A 1807-nucleotide genomic window follows, 5' to 3' on the forward strand; every position below is an offset into this window, starting at 1 on the left:
CATAAAGTTAGAGAGAGTAATGGGTAATATTTTTTCACCAACGCATTTAATTGTAATTTTATTGCTTATTTTTGTACTTTTCGGGCGCGGTAAAATTTCTGAATTAATGGGCGATGTTGCTAAGGGAATTAAAGCCTTCAAAAGGAATATGAAGGAAGAAGAGGAGAGCGTTGAGGATAAAGTTGAAATGGTTGATACTTCCCAAATAATTGATGGAGAATTTCAACAATCTCAGCCATTACCAGTAAAACGTGCAGCAATACGCAGAAAAGCTTCTTCTGACTCTAAAGGAGGCAAGGCATCTGTTGCTAAAAAACAGCGTGTCAAATAACAAAAACGTTATCATCATTGTACATTATTTTTTTATGAGGAAGTCGGGTATAAGCGATGTTTGGGATTGATGGACCAGAACTTGTCGTGATCTTACTTGTTCTCATCATTGTCATTGGACCGAAAGATTTACCTAAAGTACTCAAAACAATAGCAAAGGTAAGAGCGTATATATCTTCAACAGCAGATGAACTTCGTCACCAGTTTGATGATGTAATAAAACAAATCGAGCACGATGATTTGCAAAAAATATGTTCGGATATTAACGATTCAAGCAAGACATTGGCAGAAACTTTTGATTCTACTCAAAATACATTAGAGGATATCCGCGATAATTGGGATGTTAAGGCAACACCCCATAAATCAAAAAAGGATAGAGAAATTTTAGAATGTGATCAAAAGGTAATCAAGAAAGATAGGACAGTCTCTATAGCTTCTCATCATGCTGAAAACATTTCTGTTTCTCCTAAAGATAAAGAAAAAGAAGATGTGTCATGAATGTAAAAAAAGATGAAGTAGATGCCAATAGGACACCACTTTTAGAACATTTAATTGAACTTCGTCAGCGAATTATTTCTGCTTTGGTTGCATTTATGATCGCTTTTATGATGTGTTTTCTTGTTAAAGATTATATCTTAAATTTTTTACTATGGCCGTATCAGTGGGCAATGAAAATAGCAGGGGGGTATCCTGAGAGTATTCGTTTGCAATCAACGCAAGTATGGGAAACTTTTTTAACGAAGATGAAGCTTTCTGCCTTTGGGGGAATTATTTTATCTTTTCCCTATATGGCTTTTCAGTTTTATAGTTTTATTGCACCAGGGCTTTATAAAAATGAGCGCATGGCTTTTTTGCCATTTCTCATTGGTGGTCCTATTTTATTTTGTATTGGAGGAGCGTTTGTTTATGCTCTATTGGCGCCCATAATACTATGGTTTAGTCTTTCTCAACAATTTCTTCCAGATGTCCATTTAAAAATAGAGTTTATAGTGCGTATTTCTGATTATTTGGGCTTTATGACGTCGTTTATCGTAATTTTTGGTTTGATTTTCCAATTGCCTCTTGTCATCAGTCTTTTAATAAAAGTTGGATTTTTAATGTCTCATGATTTGGTGTCTAAGCGAAAATGGGCTATTCTACTTTCTTTTATCATTGCGGCAATGATAACGCCGTCAGATTTTTTTACGATGTTTGCCGTAGCTTTACCAACGATAGCACTTTATGAGATTTCAATTTTAATTGCTTACGGTATAGAAAAGAGAAGAAAATCCGCTTAAGAAAAGTGTATAATCATACGCGATGAGAAATGAGTAAAAATAATATAGAATAAAAATAATATAAATGAGGAATTTTGATGCTTGATATTAAGTGGATTCGTGAAAATCCTGAAAAATTAGATAAAGCGCTCGTAAGTAGAGGCCTTGAGCCACAAGCTGAAAAGTTAATACAACTTGATTTTGCACGCCGGTCACATGTT

4 protein-coding genes are annotated in these 1807 nt (G+C 34.5%); all 4 read left to right on the top strand.

Translation table 11 applies throughout. The features are described 5' to 3' along the window. Nucleotides 1–19 precede the first annotated feature (19 nt). Complete coding sequence (gene tatA / locus BN338_RS05715; RefSeq protein WP_039759912.1) at nucleotides 20–331, top strand: twin-arginine translocase TatA/TatE family subunit; 312 nt, start codon at nucleotides 20–22, stop codon at nucleotides 329–331. A 56-nt stretch (nucleotides 332–387) separates the two neighbouring features. Continuing rightward, a complete protein-coding gene (locus BN338_RS05720) occupies nucleotides 388–828 on the top strand; it encodes a twin-arginine translocase TatA/TatE family subunit (RefSeq protein ID WP_039759915.1) in 441 nt (146 codons plus the stop codon). After that, nucleotides 825–1607, top strand: coding sequence for a twin-arginine translocase subunit TatC (tatC, locus tag BN338_RS05725; protein ID WP_039759917.1), 783 nt, complete (start codon nucleotides 825–827; stop codon nucleotides 1605–1607). The genes BN338_RS05720 and tatC overlap by 4 nt, the downstream gene beginning before the upstream one ends. A 77-nt stretch (nucleotides 1608–1684) precedes the next feature. Beyond that, the coding region (locus BN338_RS11140; protein ID WP_156809262.1) for a hypothetical protein at nucleotides 1685–1807 on the top strand (123 nt) is incomplete at its 3' end.

This window comes from Bartonella queenslandensis AUST/NH15, assembly GCF_000312585.1.
GTDB classification, from domain to species: Bacteria; Pseudomonadota; Alphaproteobacteria; order Rhizobiales; family Rhizobiaceae; genus Bartonella; species Bartonella queenslandensis_A.